Annotated in this window: 22 protein-coding genes; 19 read left to right on the top strand and 3 right to left on the bottom strand. The window is 42.8% G+C overall.

The features are described 5' to 3' along the window. The 19 genes from ACYQ4S_RS07300 to arcA form a co-directional block, all read left to right on the top strand. Window positions 1-431: transposase (locus tag ACYQ4S_RS07300; protein ID WP_459770305.1), on the top strand; the 431-nt coding region annotated here is incomplete at its 5' end. A gap of 189 nt (window positions 432-620) precedes the next feature. Beyond that, window positions 621-1802: a cache domain-containing protein gene (locus tag ACYQ4S_RS07295; RefSeq protein ID WP_459770304.1), complete on the top strand. Its 1182-nt coding sequence runs from the start codon at window positions 621-623 to the stop codon at window positions 1800-1802. A 134-nt stretch (window positions 1803-1936) separates the two neighbouring features. Beyond that, window positions 1937-2269, top strand: a complete 333-nt coding sequence (locus ACYQ4S_RS07290; protein ID WP_459770302.1) for a methyl-accepting chemotaxis protein — start codon at window positions 1937-1939, stop codon at window positions 2267-2269. A gap of 284 nt (window positions 2270-2553) precedes the next feature. Then, window positions 2554-2814: a hypothetical protein gene (locus ACYQ4S_RS07285; protein ID WP_459770301.1), complete on the top strand. Its 261-nt coding sequence runs from the start codon at window positions 2554-2556 to the stop codon at window positions 2812-2814. After that, window positions 2815-3057, top strand: coding sequence for a diguanylate cyclase domain-containing protein (locus ACYQ4S_RS07280; RefSeq protein WP_459770299.1), 243 nt, complete (start codon window positions 2815-2817; stop codon window positions 3055-3057). Between the two features lie 9 nt (window positions 3058-3066). Further along, window positions 3067-3819: a prepilin peptidase gene (locus ACYQ4S_RS07275; protein WP_459770298.1), complete on the top strand. Its 753-nt coding sequence runs from the start codon at window positions 3067-3069 to the stop codon at window positions 3817-3819. Between the two features lie 53 nt (window positions 3820-3872). Further along, complete coding sequence (locus ACYQ4S_RS07270; protein WP_459770296.1) at window positions 3873-4316, top strand: hypothetical protein; 444 nt, start codon at window positions 3873-3875, stop codon at window positions 4314-4316. Between the two features lie 111 nt (window positions 4317-4427). After that, window positions 4428-5690 (top strand): tetratricopeptide repeat protein, encoded by a 1263-nt coding sequence (locus ACYQ4S_RS07265; protein WP_459770294.1) that lies wholly within the window; start codon window positions 4428-4430, stop codon window positions 5688-5690. A 44-nt stretch (window positions 5691-5734) separates the two neighbouring features. Then, entirely contained in the window at window positions 5735-6304 is a 570-nt protein-coding gene (locus ACYQ4S_RS07260) for a ReoY family proteolytic degradation factor (RefSeq protein WP_459770292.1), read from the top strand. A gap of 25 nt (window positions 6305-6329) precedes the next feature. Then, window positions 6330-6671: a nucleotide pyrophosphohydrolase gene (locus tag ACYQ4S_RS07255; protein WP_170230997.1), complete on the top strand. Its 342-nt coding sequence runs from the start codon at window positions 6330-6332 to the stop codon at window positions 6669-6671. A gap of 52 nt (window positions 6672-6723) precedes the next feature. Then, window positions 6724-7935: a CCA tRNA nucleotidyltransferase gene (locus ACYQ4S_RS07250; RefSeq protein WP_346024784.1), complete on the top strand. Its 1212-nt coding sequence runs from the start codon at window positions 6724-6726 to the stop codon at window positions 7933-7935. A 41-nt stretch (window positions 7936-7976) separates the two neighbouring features. After that, window positions 7977-10781: a helicase C-terminal domain-containing protein gene (locus tag ACYQ4S_RS07245; RefSeq protein ID WP_459770289.1), complete on the top strand. Its 2805-nt coding sequence runs from the start codon at window positions 7977-7979 to the stop codon at window positions 10779-10781. Between the two features lie 81 nt (window positions 10782-10862). Then, on the top strand, window positions 10863-11336 hold the full coding sequence (locus ACYQ4S_RS07240; RefSeq protein WP_459770288.1) for a cell wall elongation regulator TseB-like domain-containing protein: 474 nt from the start codon (window positions 10863-10865) through the stop codon (window positions 11334-11336). A gap of 20 nt (window positions 11337-11356) precedes the next feature. Then, entirely contained in the window at window positions 11357-12652 is a 1296-nt protein-coding gene (gene asnS, locus ACYQ4S_RS07235; protein ID WP_459770286.1) for an asparagine--tRNA ligase, read from the top strand. A gap of 102 nt (window positions 12653-12754) precedes the next feature. Then, window positions 12755-13468, top strand: coding sequence for a DnaD domain protein (locus tag ACYQ4S_RS07230; protein ID WP_459770285.1), 714 nt, complete (start codon window positions 12755-12757; stop codon window positions 13466-13468). Between the two features lie 34 nt (window positions 13469-13502). After that, window positions 13503-14141 carry an endonuclease III gene (gene nth / locus ACYQ4S_RS07225; RefSeq protein ID WP_346024779.1) on the top strand — a complete coding sequence of 213 codons (639 nt, stop codon included), beginning with the start codon at window positions 13503-13505 and terminating at the stop codon, window positions 14139-14141. A gap of 121 nt (window positions 14142-14262) precedes the next feature. Beyond that, the gene (locus ACYQ4S_RS07220; RefSeq protein ID WP_346024778.1) at window positions 14263-15519 is read left to right on the top strand and encodes an aminotransferase class I/II-fold pyridoxal phosphate-dependent enzyme; all 1257 of its coding nucleotides are present in this window, start codon (window positions 14263-14265) and stop codon (window positions 15517-15519) included. Window positions 15520-15531: 12 nt separating this feature from the next. Next, window positions 15532-15837 carry a YtxH domain-containing protein gene (locus tag ACYQ4S_RS07215; RefSeq protein ID WP_459770283.1) on the top strand — a complete coding sequence of 102 codons (306 nt, stop codon included), beginning with the start codon at window positions 15532-15534 and terminating at the stop codon, window positions 15835-15837. A 103-nt stretch (window positions 15838-15940) separates the two neighbouring features. Next, on the top strand, window positions 15941-17176 hold the full coding sequence (gene arcA / locus ACYQ4S_RS07210) for an arginine deiminase (protein ID WP_459770281.1): 1236 nt from the start codon (window positions 15941-15943) through the stop codon (window positions 17174-17176). Between the two features lie 97 nt (window positions 17177-17273). On the opposite strand, the gene ACYQ4S_RS07205 is transcribed toward arcA, so the two are convergent. The 3 genes from ACYQ4S_RS07205 to ACYQ4S_RS07195 all read right to left on the bottom strand — a co-directional run. Beyond that, window positions 17274-17672 (bottom strand): DUF2188 domain-containing protein, encoded by a 399-nt coding sequence (locus tag ACYQ4S_RS07205; RefSeq protein ID WP_459770279.1) that lies wholly within the window; start codon window positions 17670-17672, stop codon window positions 17274-17276. A 69-nt stretch (window positions 17673-17741) separates the two neighbouring features. Next, window positions 17742-17879 (bottom strand): ribbon-helix-helix domain-containing protein, encoded by a 138-nt coding sequence (locus ACYQ4S_RS07200; protein ID WP_170068874.1) that lies wholly within the window; start codon window positions 17877-17879, stop codon window positions 17742-17744. A gap of 332 nt (window positions 17880-18211) precedes the next feature. Then, the coding region (locus ACYQ4S_RS07195) for an IS6 family transposase (protein WP_459770277.1) at window positions 18212-19359 on the bottom strand (1148 nt) is incomplete at its 5' end.

Raw genomic sequence — 19359 nt, 5'->3', positions numbered from 1 at the left:
AACATAATGGGGAAGTTGATGACCATTATGCCCCTACCTGTTTTCGTGAACACAGCTATAAGTACGACAGCTATGATAAACGTTATGGTGCCCTCAAGTATGTTCGACCAGAAGCCCATTGCCGGGAATGCCCCTTAAAAAATGCGGGGCTGTGTCAAAAAGTCTATAAGGTAAAACAAATGGATGATGCCAGAAAGTACAATCATCCCGCAAGAGGCACACAAGCTTGGCAGCGTATCTACAATGAGCGAAGCAGTGTCGAGCGAGTCAACGCTTACTTAAAAGATGCCTATCAACTCAATGCTACACGCTTTTATAAAGCCGATCATGCCAATGCTTTTTATCGTTTGATTCAACTGGCATACAATGCACGAACCTATGCAAACCAACGGTTAGCTGAGAGAAAGAACAGAAAAGAAATAGCCGTGTAATTTTTAAAAAATAGTCATTTTGAAATTAGACGAGTGTTTCCTTTTTTAAAAAGTTAGTTATGAAATTGGTTCAATTATATAAGACTCTTAATTATAAAATAAGAATAATTTTTAAATTTTAGCTATTAATTTTTCAGACCCTAATCCGATAATGAGAAAGTATGCACAATATTTGAAAGAGGGATTAGAGTGAAAAAGATATCAGGCAAGAAAAGAAATAGGAAAATTAATAATGAACCAAAGAAGAAATCTTTGCGGTTGCGTTTTATTCTTTTATTTACAACGTTGGTGTTTGTTCCCATACTGATTGTATCAGCTGCACTGTACTATCAAATGGATCAGTCTGTAACCAGACGTGTCCTTAGAGAGCAACAACAAGCAACTAGTCAGATCGTTACTCTTATGGAAGATGCAGGATCTGAAGCAACCGCTGGTCTGCAGGCACTAGCTGAACTTGAGGAAGTATCTCAATTAACTGAACTGGAAGATGAAACGCAGCTGAACCAGCTGATGGAAATTGTTCGTTCAGCGTCACAATACATAAGCGATGTCTTCTTCTTTATTCCTGGTCAGGAAGCTGTCTGGACAATTGAACAACAGGATCTTGAGGCAGTATCACAGAACTGGCTTTCTGGTGCGACAGAAGCTAGTGGAGATGTCTATTTCTCTGAGCCATATACGGATGTGGTCTCAGGAGCTACCACTATGGCTGCGGCTATGACCATCGATCAGGAAAACGGAGAAACTGGAATACTAGGTCTTCAAATGGACATGGCGAGTATCGCAGCTGTCATCGACAGTAGTCAGATCGGAGAAACAGGGTATCCGTTTGTCATAACAGAAGCAGGCTACTGGCAGTTCACACAGGATCCCACTTTATCTGGTCAGGACGTGAGCAACCAGAGTATATTCCTTGAAGCCACTGACATGTCCGGTGAAATCTTCAATGATTTCAATAACCGTACATTTCCAATATATTATGAACGAGTTCCGGACATGAATCTGATTGTATACGGGGCAGTGACGTCTGATGAGATGGCTGCAGAGAACAATCTGTTCCTGAACAGAAGTTTATGGGTTCTTGGGATAAGTATCTTAGGAGCTGTAATTCTGTCACTTCTGATGTCAAATTATTTTGTGTCGATCACACAGATCATCCGCTCAGCGCTTCGTGGGATAGAAGAAGGGGATTTAAGAACCCGCATAACCTCACTGAAATCGAAAAACAAGTCAAGCAAAAAATCAAAGAACAGAAAAGCAGAGATTAAAGAAAATGGACACGAGCTCCATCAGATCGGGTGGAGTTTCAATGCGGCTGTTTCAACGTTCCAGAATGTTATCTATGATATTCAGGGTAAGCTAAATCAGTAGATGAACTCGCATCTGATCTGGCAGAAATTACTGAACAGACAAAAAATGCGACAGAAGAAGTATCAGAAACGATTCAGAGCATTGCTCACTCCAGTGCTCAGCAGACTGCGGACACTCAGAATACGGTTAAGCTTATGGACGAGCTGTCAGAACATGTCAATGCGATTTCATCAAACATGCAGGAAGTCGGGATGCATGCCGATAGTACTGTGCTGGCTCTGGGAGAAAACGACCGCAAAATGGGACATGTAAACGACACTTGGAACGAGACCGTAGATTCTTTCAATAGGTTGAAAGATAATATTGGAAAAGTGGATGGAAATGTCCAGGATGTAGAGAAAATACTGAAAGCAATACAGGAAATTTCTGAAAAGACCAATTTACTGGCCTTGAATGCTTCAATTGAGGCAGCACGTGCCGGAGAAGACAGAAGAAATTTCAGCATCAACAGGAACGACTTCCAATGATATTGCTCAGATATCTCAGGACATTCACGAAATAACGCTTCAAGTTAAAGAACTGGAGTCTGTTATCAGTAATTAAAATGCATATAGTATAGAGGAACAAATAAATAGTACGTTAGTAAGATTAATTTTTAAATTATCTAGATATTTAATGATAAAAGTATGATAAACTATACCTAGTTATACAATATACGTATTAAACTGCATAATTATCGAGCTGTTGAGCTGGTTATGTAAAAGGAGCACAGAATCGTATTACAATCATCTCTGGATGGGCCACTGAAATCATGACAGGACAATTGAATAGATTCCTTTTAATAGAGTATTTCTTTGTCTTAGTTGTACTAGGCATCTTGTTTATTGCAACTAAAAACTTTTTCAAGGCACCATACATTTACTCAATCGTAAGTGATCCGCTTAAGTTTCCAGACGATCAGAATGAAAAAGCTACAGCTAATGACTGGATTCAGAAACTGAAAAACAAGCTGTTTTCATCTAGAGGAAAGAAATCTGAGTGGATACAGGAAATAGAGAAGAAAAAACATTAGTTGAATCAAGTCAAATACTTCGACATGCTTACAAAGCTTCCGAACAGAGTGAAACTAATGAAAGATTTCCAGGAACGCTTGTCTTTACATACGACGAGAGATGCTGACGTGGAAGTAGCCATATTTATGCTGGATATTGATCGATTTAGAATCATCAATGAGCTTCATGGGCGACAGGCAGGATTTTTGGTCTTAATAAAAATTACTGAGCGCCTAAGGACTCTTTTAGGTCTTACTACATAGGAGTAAATAATGGACATATTTTTTATAGTGGTTTTCTTTTTATATGGCTTGATCTTCGGCTCGTTTTTCAACGTGGTGGGTCTACGAGTTCCTGCAAAGTCCCTTTTCAGTGAAAAGCGGTCATACTGTGATACGTGCCAGCGGACACTGAGCTGGAAAGAGCTGATCCCGGTTTTCTCATATCTTATTCAAAAGGGGAAGTGTCGAGGATGCCATGAACATATCTCTCTAATCTATCCACTGATGGAACTGGCGACCGGCATATTATTTGCGTTAAATTACTTTTTCTTCGGATTCACTAACCGAATGATCCTTGGCCTGCTTCTAATCAGTCTAATCATTCCAATAACTGTATCGGACATTGAATACAAACGGATACCAAACAGGCTCCTGATCTTTTTCAGTCCGCTGTTTCTGATGTACCGTCTGTTTTTTCCGCTTAACCCTTTTTACATGTCAGGTATCGGAGCAGCCGTCGCCTTCATCCTCGTTTTGATAATTATCTTAGTCTCTAAAGGCGGCATGGGTGTTGGTGATCTGAAGTACTTTACCTTGTTCGGTTTTGTTTTTGGATTATATCACTTTCTGCTTTTGTTCTTTCTATCTACTTTGTTCGGCAGTGTAGGGGGGCTCATTACAATGAAGGTCAAACGCCTCGGCAGGAAGTCTCGTATCGCTTTCGGACCATATATCGGGCTGGCGGCACTGATTGTTTTCTTTATTGGAGAACCATTGATAGGCTGGTATATTTCTTTGTTTTAACAGTGTTTACTTAATTTGTCAGATTGCCTTGAATACCTTCTGGGGGAATCATTATGTTATTTAAAGTCAAACCACTCCTGTTCATGAGTGAGCAGGAATCGCTCCTGAATGCTTTCCCGCCTTCTGAACAGAATCTTAATGAGCTGGAAGAGGCTTATGCTGACTCATCGCGCTTCATTCCTGAAGGAGAAACGATCAACGAAGTCATTGTCCTGATCCAGTCTGCGGCAGAGTCAAATGACGTCAAACTGCGTCAGATCTCACGCCTGAACGACGAGCAGCCTGTTGAAGGACTCAATGACCGGTATGTTCATTCAGTTTATCAGATTGAATTCGAAAGCTCAGAAGCCTCTAATATTAGAGGCATGCTGGCCACCATGAATCAGCAGGACCGACTCTTAAACAGCTATCAGCTCTCCTATCAGAGAGAAAGCGAAGATCTTTTGAGCGGGAGTGTTCTAATTGACGTGTATTATCATAAAGATGCTGGACAGTAAGCCGAGAAACAGTTTGAACCCTTACCTGGTTTGAACTGTTTTTTGATATAGTAAATCAACCTTTAGATATGATAAGATAATAAAAAGAGACAGGAAAGAAGGGATGTCAGGATGTCGTACTCAAAAGAAATGATCGACGCACTTCAGAACGAAGAACTCGAAAAGGCAGAACTTTTGCTGGATCGGGCAATTGCAGACGATTCGGATGAAGATTTGTTTGCACTAGTTGAAACCTTATTCGATCTGGGTTTTTTGAATGAAACGAAGCAGGTCGTGCAGCATCTGCTGACAGCACATCCCGATGAAGAGGGGCTGAAACTGACCTTGGCTGAGATAGCAATCGAAGAAGGCAATGAACTGGAAGCCTTTGAGTGGATCGAAAAAGTTGATAAGGACAGTCCATATTATGTCCAGGCGCTTCTGGTTTCAGCGGACTACTATCAAGTGCTGGACCTACCGGAAGTAGCGAGACAGAAGCTTGAAGAAGCAAGAACTTTGCTGCCTGAAGAACCGGTAATCGAATTCGCACTGGGAGAACTGCTTTTTGCCAGTGGAAAGTATAAAGAAGCCATTACACATTACGAAAAACTGATCGTCAAGAACCATATTGAATTTGCTGGGACCAGTCTCAATGGGCGTCTGGGAAATGCTTATGCAGCGATTGGAGACTTGGATTCTGCTGTAGACTACTTAAAAGAAGCTGTTGAGCTGCAGGAGACGAGCGATCATCTTTTCCAGCTCGGTCTCGTGTATTTTCAGAAAAAGGACTACGATACGGCAAACAGTCATTTCTTTAAAGTGAAGGAACTGGACCCGAGTTATACGTCAGTCTACAGTTATCTGGCCAAAGGATTTCTTGAACTGGCTGATGAAAAACGTGCGCTGGAACAAGTGGAAGAAGGACTCTTTTACGACCGGCAGAATGCCTCCTTGTATGCGATGGGTGCAGAAGCAGCCAAGATTCTTGGAGATTCGGACAAGGCACGTCAGTTTTATCAGGAAGCAATCGGGCTTGACCCTGATAATATCACAATGATTCTGGAATATGTGCAAGTTCTCTTCGGGCAGCAGGATTTTGAAGAAGCACTTGCTGTGTTTGAACCGGTCCTTGAAAGTGGAGAAGAAGATCCTCAGCTGTTCTGGTATGCGGCTATTGCTTATAATGAAGAAGAAGCCTTTGAAGAAGCAAGAGATTACTATGATAAGGCAGCAGTGTATCTGAGTGACAATGCTGACTTCCTGAAAGATTATGCCGTATTCCTTCGTGAAGATGGAGATAGAGCCGGCTTTATTAATACGGCCAGACGTTACCTTGAACTGAAACCGGATGATTTGGAAGTGCGTGAGTGGATTAAGTATGAAGACACGCTTTAATTTTGGTATACTATAAGTGAGCATAGAAAAGGAGGGGAGTTTACATGTATAGTCGCGTACAGTTAAAAGACAAGAAGAAATTTCTCAAGTGGTTTTTGCAGCGCTATCAGATGAAACGCAGAGAATCGATGTGGATTTTAAACTATTTACTCAATCATGACATTGTACTCAACAAGACCAAGTTTGTAGAAGAAGCGAACAAAACTCCTCGTGGAATAAGAATGGCGACTGTTGGTACAGAAGATGAAGCGTTCCGGTTCTATAAGGATGGTCAGGAATATGACCACCCTGAGCAAGCTTTCCACGAAGTCAGGCTGAACTGGCATACAGACTTGTATATCGAACTGCTTTTCCAGGATTCGCTGCTGTCACCTGAATATGCAGCAATTCTCGAAGACAACCCTTATGCAAAATGGAACGATCGCATGACTTCCGAGATCGATGAACAGGTCGACGAAGCGGTCGACACCTTTTATCTTCAGAAACAGCGTGAGCAGGTGCTGGAAGATATCGATCGTGCACTTGAAACAGATAACCGGGACGATTTTTACTCCCTGGCAGAAGAACTAAAACATATCGAAGAAAAAATGGAGAACGGTGTCTCGTCCTCCTAAAACCTTTAAATAGAGGAGTTAACAGATGACTGATATGACAGACATGCAGAAACAGGTTGATGACTATATCAGTCAGTTCAAGACTGGATATTTTACTCCTTTAGGGCAGCTTGCTCGTTTGACTGAAGAAGTGGGCGAACTGGCAAGAGAAGTTAATCATCGGTATGGTGAAAAACAGAAAAAAGAGTCCGAAGAGGAAAAAAGGGTCGAAGAAGAGCTTGGCGATGTCCTGTTCGTTCTGATCAGTCTTGCCAACTCTTTAGATATCGACCTATCTGATTCGTTCGACGCCATCATGGACAAGTTTCAAAGTAGAGATGCGTACCGTTTCGAACGTCATGATGGCAGGAACGAAGCAGACAGTTAAGTGATAAAGGAGAGAAGGGGTAGAATGCGTCACTGATTTGTACCCCGTATATATGACCTTGAAAGTACCAGTAAAAGGAGAATTCGAGAAAGCTCTGCCCGTTCTGGAGACACTTCAGGCTGCGGGTTTTGAAGCATACTTCGTCGGAGGCAGTGTCAGAGATGCCCTCCTTGGAAAAACAGTCAATGACGTTGATATTGCAACGAGTGCCTTTCCTGAAGAAATTAAACGGCTGTTCAAACGGACTGTTGATGTAGGAATCGAGCATGGAACAGTCATGGTGCTGCTGGACGATGAAAGTTATGAAGTTACTACATTTCGGACCGAATCGACGTATCAAGATTACAGACGTCCTGATTCGGTCACTTTTGTGCGCTCTTTAGAAGAAGACTTGAAGCGACGTGACCTGACAATCAATGCTTTCGCAATGGATAACAAAGGAAACATCCAGGATTTCTTTGACGGGGAGCGTGATCTGAAGGAACAGATCATCCGTGCAGTAGGCAAGCCCGAAGAACGGTTCCACGAAGATGCCCTGCGGATGATGCGGGCGGTTCGATTTGCCTCTCAGCTCGGCTTTCAGCTTGAGGCTGATACGTTTTATGCGATTGTGGTTAATGCGCACCTGCTTGAAAACATTGCCGTCGAGCGTATTCAGGTGGAATTTGTAAAAATGGCTATGGGAGAGTATGTCCTCCAGGGGATGGAAGCCTTTTTTGCAACAAGTCTTTATGCCCATTGCCCTGGTATGAAGTACGGAAAAGTAGCGCTGAGACGCTTCTCACTTATTTCCAAACCACTTAAGAAAGAGCGGCATGTCTGGGCATTGCTGCTTTATTTCATGGGAATAAATGATTCCAAAGAAGCAACGGCCTTCCTTAAATATTGGCGTCTCTCCAACCAGTTGATTACTGACAGCGTCAAATTGCTGGAACTGATATTATACCGCCATCACTACCCGTTGAATCATTATATTGTCTACACTTATACTCCACCATTAATCTGGGAGGCGGAAGATCTTTTACAGATGCTGAATCTTCCATTCGATAAGCGTACTGCTGCACGCCTTATTCTTACACTGCCTATCCAGTCACGTGAAGAACTGGCCGTAAACGGACGGATTATCATGGAAGAAACGGACAGTAGAGGTGGGCCATGGCTCGGAGAAGCGATTCAAGTTGCTGAAAAAGCTGTGGTTTTGGGTGCTGTTGAAAATAAAACCGGGCCTATTCTAAACTGGCTCAAAGAAAATAAATACATTTGACGATTTTACGCCAGTATGAAGAGATAGAAAAGAGGGGGCTTATGAAAAAAGATCAGTTATACGCTGTCGTCGATATCGAAGCGACGGGTGCCAGTATCGGTCGAGATGAAAGAATGATCCAGTTCGCCTGTGTTCTGGTCAGAAACGGTGACATCATTCAGTCTTTCGATACATTCGTCAACCCTTCACGCAAGGTCAGCAGAACCATCAGAGACCTGACAGGAATTACCACTCAGGATCTGGCGACTGCACCATATTTCGAAGACATCGCTCATGTGATCCGACACCTGCTGGAAGACACGATTTTCGTTGCACATAATGTAGGGTTTGATTTTCAGTTTCTAAATGAATGTCTTGAAAGAGCCGGTTTAAAACCGCTCAGTATACCGGCTGTTGATACAGTAGAGCTGGCTCAGATCCTTTATCCTTCTGAGGACAGTTACCAGCTCAAGGAGTTGACTGCATCCCTTGGCTATACACTTGAGCACGCCCATAACGCGTTATCTGATGCAGAAGCAACGGTATTTCTTTTGAATAAACTGGATGACAAAGTCAGAAGCCTTCCTCTGATTACTATTGAGTCTCTCGCAGACCTTTCACCCAGTACTACAGCTGAAACGGCTTTGTTTTTCAGAGATGCTCTTGATGATATGATGAAGAATCCCTGTGACTTAAGTGACTCTCTTATGATTGTGGGGGATATGGCTATCAAGAAGCCCATCAGTCCGACTGTTCAGGAACAGTACAGAAAACAGCCTGTCTATCCCTATAAGGAAGAGGAGAAAAGGTCTGTTTTATCTCAGATCGGTCTTGACTGGCGAAGCGGCCAGTCTGAGATGATGAATACCTTATTCAATTACTTGAAAAAAGATACTCCAAACTATACACAGCTCATTGAGGCTGCTCCGGGTTCCGGAAAAACGTATGGTTACCTTTTTCCATCTTACTACTTAGCTTCAAAAGAGAATAAAATAATCATTTCTACTTATACTAAAATTCTTCAAAAGCAGCTTTCAGCCGATATCGTTCCTGTGCTCAATCAGAAGATGCCGTTCTCCAAAGCAGTAGCTGTAGCCAAGAGTGAGTTTCATTATCTTTCACTTTCAGCTTTTTACAGAAAATGGAGAAACACAGCAGCTACTCATACAGAAGCCATTTTCTGCATGAAAATACTAGTTTGGCTGACTGAAACAACCGAGGGTGACCTTGAAGAAATCGGGTCCGGAGCACATATGGCTCATGCATTCTGGAAGGATATTCGACCCTCAGAACGCCTGACTCCTCTTCCTGTTTTTGAATCGTATGAGTTCTTACACCGTAGAAACAGACGTCTCGAAGAATCAGCGATCATCATAGCCAATCATGCCTATCTGCTGGCTGACTGGAAAAAGGCTCAGCCTATTATTCAAGGTGGGACTGTCATTATTGACGAAGCCCATCATTTACCGGATGTCATTGATCAGAGTGCTACACTTTCATTAAGAGTCAGTTCACTCGTCAAGGATCTCAAGCAGATTGGATCACTCGACAAAGAAGATTCCATTCTTAATCAGCTGGATGCGGCAGCGGATAGTCCTGTTAAAGATTATCAGATCAGATTTCTGGAGTCAGCGGCTCATATCCTAAATGAAGAATGGCAGGAATGGTCCGACTCATGGATCGCCCGCATTCGTCAGTCAGATGACTACTCCGACACAGTTGTCGAATGGAAAGATCATAAGATCGAATTAAATGCTCTTTCAGTCGGATTGAAAAAAGATAATAAACGGTTAAAAGCTACGATCGATGAAACGATTTATATGGGCAATCAGATTCTTGAACTGCTTGAAGCAGAAATAGAATCGATGCCTAAAGAAATCAGACGACTGGCGTCTCGTCTTCAGCTCGTCATAGACCGTATTCAGCATTTATCTGAGACATTTACCGAACTTTTTTTCAAGCAGGAAAAAGGCAGCCTGACAGGTATGAGGTTTTATTCCCGCTCACCGTGGAGTACATTGACATTCTACAAGTATAATCATGGAAGCAGAGAACTGCTCCAGAACAGGCTGCATGCAGTCGATCATCTTGTGTTAACGAGCAGCACCCTGTCTGTTAAAGGATCGACAAGCTATATTCAGCTGGCACTCGGTCTTGAGCAGGCTGAATTCAGCAGCTTTGATTCTGTGTTTGATTATCAGAAGCAAGGGAGACTATTTGTTCCAGATCAGCAGACAGCAGTCGGCCATTTAAAACGAGGTGCGTATGCTTCCGAGCTGGCTGGACAACTTGAAGACATACTTAAACAGACCAATGAGAACACGCTGATCCTTTTCCGGTCCCAGGAAACGATTCAGGCCGTCTATCAGCTTCTGAAAAATCGTCCGACATTGAACCGAAAGACTATCCTTGCACAGAACATTTCAGGCACCCCTTTAAAAATAGCCAAGCAGGTGAAAAAGGCACGAGAAGTAGTCGTGCTTGGGGCCGACAGTTTTTGGGAAGGGGTAGATTTTCCAGAAGATGAACTGAAACTGGTCATTTTGACTCGACTGCCGTTCGATTCTCCAGATATGCCGTTGGTCAAGCACAGGCACCAGCTATTGAGTGATCAGGGACAGAACCCCTTTGTACATGACCTTCTACCTAGAGCTGTAATGAAGTTCAAGCAGGGAATCGGCAGACTGATCCGATCAGTTCATGATAAAGGCATCTGGATTGTTCTGGATAGACGGATTATTGATTCGAGTTACGGCTCTGCATTTACCGACTCGCTGCCTGAAGGACTGGTGCTGGAAGAATATCCGCTTGACAAGATCATAGACGAAACTCGGACATTTTTCGGACAAACTGAAGGCAAAGATTAATGACCCAGATATTTATTTCTCCAGTGGCATTTGCTATACTAGAGAAGTTGAAATAAATGGAAACAGATTGAGGAGAGACAAGTGAAAAAAATTATAATTGGTCTCGCCATTACATTGAGTCTGATAATTATCGGAACGATTGTTTTATATCAGCGATCGACCACAACGTTTACTCGTGCACAAGCAGATACGGTCGCATTTGTCAGGGAACGGACGAACCTGGACCAGGTATCGGACTTTCACTGGTTTAACGGAACGGAAACCTACCTGACGGTGACTGGAACGAATGAAGAAGGACAAGAACGTATTTATATCGTTCAGCAAGATGGAGGTCAGATCACTTCTTTCTCTGCAGAAAATACTATTTCTGAAGAGGAAGCAGTTAGAATGACTCGGGAAGCCAGAGATCCAGTCAAGATTTTAAATGCACGGATCGGTATGATCGACGATACACCGGTCTGGGAAATCAGCTACCGCAACGAGAATGACAGGTTAGGCTATTATATCGTCAATCTGCAGACAGGTGAATGGCTGCGTACCATTGATAATATTTAAATCGGAAGGGAATTATTAACGTGAAGAAGATACAGATAATAGAAGCGAGTAAGCATGTCGGAGAGAAAGTAAGAATTGGGGCATGGATTGCGAATAAGCGTTCAAGCGGGAAAATTGCCTTTCTGAATCTACGGGACGGATCAGCCTTTTTCCAGGGGGTTGTTGTTAAGAGTGAAGTTTCTGAGGAAGTGTTTCAGACAGCTAAAAATATTACGCAGGAAAGCTCCGTCTGGGTCGAAGGAACAATTCAGGAAGACACACGTTCTAAATTCGGCTATGAAATACATGTCGACAGCCTGGAATTGATCGGCGAGTCAGTTGATTATCCGATAACGCCGAAAGAACATGGTACCGAGTTTCTTATGGATAACCGTCATTTGTGGCTGCGATCTTCAAAGCAGCATGCAGTGATGCAGGTCAGAAATGAAATCATCCGTGCAACGTATGAGTTCTACAATAAAGAAGGCTTTACTAAAATCGATCCGCCAATCCTGACTGGTAGTGCGGCAGAAAACACGACTGAACTCTTCCACACAGAATACTTTGACAGAGATGCCTTCCTGTCTCAAAGTGGACAGCTGTATATGGAAGCAGGAGCTATGGCTCTTGGCAAAGTCTTTTCATTCGGTCCGACTTTCCGGGCAGAAAAATCCAAGACCCGTCGTCACCTGATCGAATTCTGGATGATTGAACCTGAAATGGCCTTTATGGATCAGGACGATTCTCTGGAAATTCAGGAACAATATGTCGCTTATCTTGTCCAGAGTGTCCTGGATAACTGTGATCAAGCTCTGGATGTTCTTGAGCGTGATAAAGACCTACTTAAAAAATACACGGCTCTGCCTTATCCAAGAATCTCTTATGATGAAGCAGTTGAGCTGTTGAATAAAAATGACTTTGACGTGACCTGGGGAGAAGACTTCGGATCACCAGAAGAGACTTTTATCGCTGAACAGTTCGATAAGCCTGTCTTTATCCTGAACTATCCGAAAGCAATCAAGCCATTTTACATGAAGCCACATCCGACTCGTGAAGATATCGTCTTATGTGCAGACCTTATTGCTCCAGAAGGATACGGCGAAATCATAGGGGGATCTCAGCGTGAAGATGACTATGATGCCCTGCGTAAGCAGCTTGAAGCGTTCGACCTGGACGTCAGTGAATATGAATGGTATCTGGATCTGCGCAAATACGGCAGTGTCCCTCATTCCGGTTTCGGACTGGGACTAGAGCGTACGGTGACTTGGATCAGCGGAACTGAACATATCCGTGAAGCCATACCGTTCCCACGTCTATTGAACCGTATTTATCCATAAGAAGCAGTGACCGCAATAAAAAGGATTGGGCATTTTACCCAGTCCTTTTTTTAAATATTGAACCCCATCGATTATGATAATAAAGGAGAAAGGAGCCGGAACATGGCTGAAGACCTCATTAAATGGATTAAAGCTGGCCAGACGATTATTCCTAATCCATTGCTGATGCATTATAAGGATCTTGGTCTGTCTCATACTGATCTGGTTGTTCTCATTCAGCTTCTGTCTCTAGTTGAAAACGGCCAGCGCTTTCCTGACAGTCAACTACTTGCAGAGCGACTGGATGTATCAAGAGAAGAAGCATACAAAGCGATTCACCAGCTGATGACAAAAAAAATTATTACAATAGAGACCAGCACAAATGAAGAGGGGAAGACTCAGGATGAATTCTCTTTTGATCTGTTATACGAAAAACTAGTCTACCTGCAGGAAGAACAGTCGAAAACGGTGAAGAAAGAAAAGGAAGAGCTGTCTTCAAAAGATCTTTACCGTTTGTTCGAAGAAGAATTCGGAAGAGGATTGTCCGCAATAGAAATACAGACGCTTGATATGTGGCTGAATGAAGATGACTACCCGATCGACCTGATTGAAGCAGCTTTGCGTGAAGCTGTATTGAGCCAGGTATACAGCCTGAAATACATCGACAGGATCCTGCTGACATGGGAAAAGAAAAACATTCGCACAAAAGAGCAGGTCGAGAAAGAGTCCAGACGGCACAGACAGAATCAGTCTACCAATTCGTCAGATAGTGAAAATGATGACGAAGAAAAACCCGTGCCGATGTATAACTGGCTGAAGAATAATGACAATACTTGAGAACATGACGACAGAATAAGGAGAGAATGCTGGGATGAAAGAACCAGAATTACTGAATGCGACCGAAACCACCAAACTGATCGAGGCAATGGGTGTTTTGTACCCTGATGCGAAAGCTGAACTGACACATAAAAATACTTTCGAACTGCTGATAGCTGTCATACTGAGTGCACAGACTACTGATGTAGGAGTAAACAAAGTGACGCCCCAGCTATTTGAAGCTTATCCGAATCCTGAGGCGATGATGGAAGCTGAAGTGGAAGAAATCATGGACAAAATCAAGACGATCGGACTATACCGCAATAAAGCTAAGTTTTTAAAGAAATGTTCAGAAGACCTGGTCGTCCGCTTTAACGGCGAAGTGCCGAGAACACACAAAGAACTTGAAAGTCTGGCTGGCGTCGGCAGAAAAACAGCCAATGTCGTCATGAGTGTGGCCTTTGACGAACCGGCTATTGCCGTCGATACCCATGTGGAACGTATCAGTAAACGATTCAATATCTGTTCTCAAAAAGCGACAGTCAAACAAGTCGAAGAGATCCTGATGGAAAAACTGCCGCGAGAACTATGGAGTATTGCGCATCACCGGATGATCTTTTTCGGTCGCTATCAGTGTCCGGCAAGGGCGCATGATCATGATGAATGCGTGCGCAAAATCCAGGAAGTTTTGTAGAGAGCGGGTCAGTCAACTATCAGCACTGATGCGTCGTTTTTAAAATCTTCTAAGATAAGGTATAATGATGACTAGCTAGTCTGCTTTCTGCTAAGTGCAGGGCAACGAGAGGAGAAATGTCATGTCTATTGAAGAAATAAGTGAACGTCTGGAGCAGTTGAGATCTCAGTATGCTCTGTATAAAAATCGACCCTTTGACATCACTATCGCCAGAGGGATCCCTTCAACAGATCAGTTGAAGCTTTCTGAAGCTTTATTAATTGAAACACGCATCGAAAACTGGTATAGTGAAGATGAACTTGACATAAGAAACTATGGAGGGCTCTTTGGTCTAAAAGAAGCTCGGGAACTTTTCGGTACCCTGTTGAATACACAAGTGGAGGAAACCTTTGTCGGAGGCAATTCCAGTCTTCAGCTGATGTATGCAACACTTGTGCACTTCATGTACACAGCTAAAGACTCGTGGTCAAAAGAAGAAAAGGTCAAATTTATCTGTCCGAGTCCAGGATACGACAGGCACTGGTTCATGCTGGATCATCTAGGTATAGAAATGATTCCGGTCGAGCTGACCGGTCAGGGTCCTGATATGGAAACAGTTGAAAAACTGGTTGCACAGGATCCGGCGATAAAAGGGATGTTTGTAGTGCCTACATACAATAACCCGACTGGAGAAACGATTTCCGATAAGTCAGTCGCCCGTCTGGCGAATATGTTCACGGCTTACGAGGATTTCATTATCCTATGGGACAACGCGTATGTCGTTCACCACTTGACTGATCATAAGAAAGAAGCTGCAGATCTCCTGAAAGCGTGTAAAGAAGCTGGAAATGAGAACCGGGTGATACAGTATGTGTCTACTTCTAAAATGACACTTCCCGGGTCTGGCGTAGCGGCTATGGGTGCATCAGAAGCACGCATCAACGAACTGGCTCTTGAGTTCAGTAAGCAGATCATCAGTTTTGATAAAATCAATCAGATGCGCCATGTCCTGTTTCTGAAAGACCGAGAAACGATCGAGGAGCACATGGAAAAGCACGCTGAAATTCTTTCACCTAAATTTGACTGGGTCGATACGATTCTTTCTGCGTACTTTTCCGGAGACCGATCCACGTTTGTTCAGTGGACCAAACCTGAAGGCGGCTATTTCATTCATCTGACTACTCAGGACGGTTGTGCAACAGATACCGTTGAAAAAATGAAAGCGATCGGGATCGAATTGACTCCTGCAAATGCCGCATACCCTTATGGCATCAATCCTAAGGATAACAGCATCAGACTGGCTCCAAGTTTTGCCAAACTAGATGATCTGGAAATTGCAATGGAAGCATTGTGTACCTGCATAGAACTTGTGTCACTGGAAAAATCACTTACTAACTAGGAGGAAAACAGCATGTCAAAAGGTAGTTTCGGAATAGGAATGGCATTGGGTGCCTTAGCTGGAGCAGCAGCAGCTTATCTTTTTGCACCACAGTCAGGAGAAGACTTTCAGAGACAACTGAAAACGAAGGCTCAGGAAACTAAGAGCAAAGCAGTCGATCATCTTGATGAGGCATTGATGGAGACAGAAATGTGGCTGGAACAGAAAATGGCTGAAGATGATGGTTACAATGAACCGATCCGCTACGAACACAAACCTGAAAACGTAGCTCTTGCACCAGACTATACAGAATCACCAGATGTATTTGTAGAAGAATAAGAAGGAAAGGGAGAAGAGCAATCTTTTCTCTTTCCATTTGTACTTGAATGAATATTTATACTATATTTTAAATATCTATACTAAAGCTTATCAGGAGGACACTATGCCAAGACTATTCAATATCAATTCAGAAATCGATCCGCTGAAATCCGTTCTATTAAAACGTCCAGGACGGGAAGTGGAAAACCTTATTCCTTCAACTATGGAAGACTTGCTCTTTGATGACATCCCTTATCTGCCGATCATACAGCAGGAACATGATGCATTTGCAGAAGCCTTGAAGGACAACGGATCTGAAGTTGTTTACCTGGAAGAACTGGTGGCGGAAGCCCTTGATGCGCAACAGGGGCATCAGACTTTAGTTGATCAGATAATCAAAGAGTCAGGTATATACATCAAAGATGTTAAAGACACCTTATCAGACTACTTGCTGTCAATGAATACGAAAGATATGGTCGATACGATGATGGCAGGAGTAAGAACGGATAAGCTTGACATTCAGTCTCGTTCGCTTGGATGGTTGACCGATCGGCAGGATCAGGATCTGTTTCTGATGCAGCCCATGCCTAATCTTTATTATACGAGAGACATTGCCTCCACATTAGGTAAAGGCATGTCCATCAATAAAATGACCTACGAAGCCCGAAAAAGAGAGTCACTGTTTATGGAAACGATCGCCAGATATCATCCAGATTTTAAAGGGGATCAGCTGCCGCTTTGGCGTGACCGCAATTCGGATACGACGATCGAAGGTGGAGATATCCTTGTTTTAAGTGAGGATGTCCTTGCCATAGGTGTCTCCCAGCGCACATCTGGACGGGCCATCGAAGAACTGGCTCATTCACTATTTGACAAGCAGAGTAAGTTCAGAAAGATCCTCGCAATCGAAATTCCACATGTCAGAGCAATGATGCACCTGGACACAGTATTTACAATGGTGGATAAAGATGCATTTACGATTCATCCCGGTATACAGGATCTGGACGAAAAAATGTCGATCTATATGCTGGAACCTTCTAAAGTGGAAGGGCAGATCAAGGTCTCACATCATACAGACTTGACTGATCTCCTGAAAGATGTGCTGAATATGCCTGAAATCAACCTCATCCCATGTGGGGGAGGGGATCCGATCGCTGCGCCGAGAGAACAGTGGAACGATGGCTCAAATACGTTAGCTATCAAACCAGGATTGGTTATCACGTATAACCGTAACTACGTTTCCAACGAACTGCTACGAAAAAATGGAATTAAGGTGATCGAAATCCCCTCAAGTGAGCTGTCCCGCGGTCGTGGTGGACCAAGATGTATGAGTATGCCCCTTCTTCGTGAATCAGAATAACTTAAGTCGGTAACAGTAATGAGTTGATAAAAAGCACCTGACCACAGCAGATCATATCCTGCGTGGTTCAGGCGCTTTTTAATATGAGTTAAAACTGTTACTGCCGTTTCCCGTCTTTCGTAAATGTAATGACGTTCGATTCTTTATTATCTGCTATTTCTCTGGCTCGTTTGACTGCTTCATCTTTACTGTTAAAGGTCGAGTCAGAACGTTTGGCGTCTTTCGTCCGTACCTTCCATTCCTCTTCTTCAAAGTAAACCAGAACATCATTGTCCAGCAGCTTTTCATTTGTTGTGTCGTCATGCTGATCCTGCTTGTCTGGATTATCACTGTATTTGAATGAACGGATCTCATCTTCTGAGGCGTTATCGGCCCATTCTTTCGCCTGGTCTGTTGCGATAGGTATCGCCCGACCTTCTTCGTACCCGTTATCCAGCAGGGCATTGGCAATATCAATGGCTTTCTTTTTAACGTAATTCCGAAAGAAGTCTCCCACTTCTAAACGTATGGGTACGAAGCACCAGTGAAAGTGGGAGATGAATGTCGGTCAAGCGATAGCTTGAAGTTATTTCTCAAGACCTTTTCTTATTAGTTCAAGGATAGCTGCCGTTCTTGTAGGCAGTCCATTTTCTTTTTGGTATGCGTCTACTTTTTCTAGAATAACTTTTGGCATACGTATTTCTACGCGTTCTTTGTCAGACATATACTCACCTCCGACTTGATTGTACGGTATTTTTACAGTATAATCAAGTAACAAAGCGTAGGTAGTGTAAAAAGTTTTATGAAAAACAAAAGAAAAATAAGAGAGAAATGATTTCTCACTATCATTAGTGGGAGTATTCGCCCTTGACAAACACATGAATGGTTTATTTGAAAAATACAAGGGCGACGATAGACAAATGAAGGCATGACTAAGACACCCTTGTTTTAACCAGTTTAAACCATTCATACGTTCGGCTTGTCAAGGGGTCGCTCCGCCGAATACTCTACGGTCATTTGAGCTCTTTTAAAGCGATTCTGGGCTCTGATGCCAAATCAGGCTACACTTTCCACGTAATCTTGTGCTAACTCAATGAGTGTTAACCATTTGGCGGGCATGTGAGCTTGTTTTTGCACCTCGGGAATAGCTACAGGGATGTTATAGTCTAATGCCTGGTGTGGGCGCAAAAAATTATCAAAAGTCGTAAACAATGTAATACGCACTTCTGCACCATTCATACTTTTGAAGCCATTCGTCACTCTATAATCTGATTTAAATGAACGATTTAAGCGTTCAATCGTTTGTTTTAACCAACGGTATTCTTGAGAAACTTCGTCTTCATTGGTTAAGCCAATGACTTGAGTGATATCAAATTTAATATCATGCTTGGCAAAGTATTGTTGGGCAAGCAAGTAAATGGGATTGCCGTCAACGATGAAGTTAATGTTTTCCCGTTCTTCCAGATTGATTTTGACCAAGGCTTCTCGCAAAGCTTCAATAGCTGCGTCCGTATCACGATGAGCGGATACATGATCAGACAAGATGATTTTATTGATGGCATCGAAAAAGAAAATAAGATAGTTCCATTTTCCTTTAATACGAATGTACGTCTCATCTCCACAAAATTGGTCAGATAATTCATACGGATAGTGTTCAGTGAACGGTTTAACCCACAGCGAAATCGTTTCTGCCCAATTCGCAATCGTCTGGTGTGAAACCGTCACTTGATGAATGTCGTATAAGATAGCGGCCGTTTTTCTCAAAGACATCGCATAGTTTACGTGATAAGTCATAGCCAATGAAACCACATGTTGGGAGTGATGAATCCGTGATAAATCAACTGTCGGCTTAACAGGTGTTTCTTTGTCTAAAGGTTTAAACTCTTTTTGAAAATCGCGATAAATATAGTGCAATTTCATCGATTCAGGATTCGCTAAGTAAGTCGCTTTTAAAAAAGAGTCTTTGTGAATCTCACGCTTACGTTGTTGATAATATGGACAGGCATTCTTCTTACATTTGTATATTTCAAACCCTTCACGCGTTTTGATTTTTTCAAGAGCTGTCATACAATGCGGACAACGAATAAGACGAGGCTTCTGTGATTCTTTTCCAGGAACATGAGTGTGATGACACACCTTACAATACCGCTGGCCTATCTGTTTATTGTTTAAGTACAAATAAGAATCAGGCGCATGGCAGCGTG

The organism is Alkalibacterium sp. s-m-28 (assembly GCF_054658175.1).
Note: the sequence above shows the minus strand (reverse complement) of the source record. Positions and strands in the feature narration are given on the sequence as shown.

Excerpts from the sequence above, each read along its gene's own strand:
- ACYQ4S_RS07255 (WP_170230997.1), top strand. The coding sequence starts at position 6,330 with ATGACTGATATGACAGACATGCAGAAACAGGTTGATGACTATATCAGT.
- ACYQ4S_RS07260 (WP_459770292.1), top strand. The coding sequence starts at position 5,735 with ATGTATAGTCGCGTACAGTTAAAAGACAAGAAGAAATTTCTCAAGTGG.
- ACYQ4S_RS07270 (WP_459770296.1), top strand. The coding sequence starts at position 3,873 with ATGTTATTTAAAGTCAAACCACTCCTGTTCATGAGTGAGCAGGAATCG.
- nth (WP_346024779.1), top strand. The coding sequence starts at position 13,503 with ATGAAAGAACCAGAATTACTGAATGCGACCGAAACCACCAAACTGATC.
- ACYQ4S_RS07250 (WP_346024784.1), top strand. The coding sequence starts at position 6,724 with ATGACCTTGAAAGTACCAGTAAAAGGAGAATTCGAGAAAGCTCTGCCC.
- arcA (WP_459770281.1), top strand. The coding sequence starts at position 15,941 with ATGCCAAGACTATTCAATATCAATTCAGAAATCGATCCGCTGAAATCC.
- ACYQ4S_RS07265 (WP_459770294.1), top strand. The coding sequence starts at position 4,428 with ATGTCGTACTCAAAAGAAATGATCGACGCACTTCAGAACGAAGAACTC.
- ACYQ4S_RS07215 (WP_459770283.1), top strand. The coding sequence starts at position 15,532 with ATGTCAAAAGGTAGTTTCGGAATAGGAATGGCATTGGGTGCCTTAGCT.
- ACYQ4S_RS07285 (WP_459770301.1), top strand. The coding sequence starts at position 2,554 with ATGACAGGACAATTGAATAGATTCCTTTTAATAGAGTATTTCTTTGTC.
- ACYQ4S_RS07220 (WP_346024778.1), top strand. The coding sequence starts at position 14,263 with ATGTCTATTGAAGAAATAAGTGAACGTCTGGAGCAGTTGAGATCTCAG.
- ACYQ4S_RS07230 (WP_459770285.1), top strand. The coding sequence starts at position 12,755 with ATGGCTGAAGACCTCATTAAATGGATTAAAGCTGGCCAGACGATTATT.
- ACYQ4S_RS07245 (WP_459770289.1), top strand. The coding sequence starts at position 7,977 with ATGAAAAAAGATCAGTTATACGCTGTCGTCGATATCGAAGCGACGGGT.
- ACYQ4S_RS07290 (WP_459770302.1), top strand. The coding sequence starts at position 1,937 with ATGGACGAGCTGTCAGAACATGTCAATGCGATTTCATCAAACATGCAG.
- ACYQ4S_RS07200 (WP_170068874.1), bottom strand. The coding sequence starts at position 17,879 with ATGTCTGACAAAGAACGCGTAGAAATACGTATGCCAAAAGTTATTCTA.
- ACYQ4S_RS07275 (WP_459770298.1), top strand. The coding sequence starts at position 3,067 with ATGGACATATTTTTTATAGTGGTTTTCTTTTTATATGGCTTGATCTTC.